At 66.1% G+C, this 218-nt stretch carries 1 pseudogene; it reads left to right on the forward strand.

Annotated elements, in window-relative coordinates:
- Positions 1 to 218: pseudogene (locus tag GT042_RS27635) on the forward strand (hypothetical protein); the annotation flags it as partial.

Below are 218 nucleotides of genomic sequence, written 5' to 3' on the forward strand. Positions count from 1 at the left end.
TGCCTCAACAACCGGATCAGGAAGGTGACGGCCGACGGGAAGATCAGCACCGTTGCCGGCACGGGCGTCAAGGGCTTCAGGGGCGACGGCGGCCCCGCCAACGCAGCCCAGTTCAACCTGCCGTACGCGGTATCGGTGGACAGCGCCGGCGTCCTCTTTGTCGCCGACTGCCTCAACAACCGGATCAGGAAGGTGACGGCCGACGGGAAGATCAGCAC

This window comes from Streptomyces sp. SID3212 (genome assembly GCF_009865405.1).
Classification (GTDB): Bacteria; Actinomycetota; Actinomycetes; order Streptomycetales; family Streptomycetaceae; genus Streptomyces.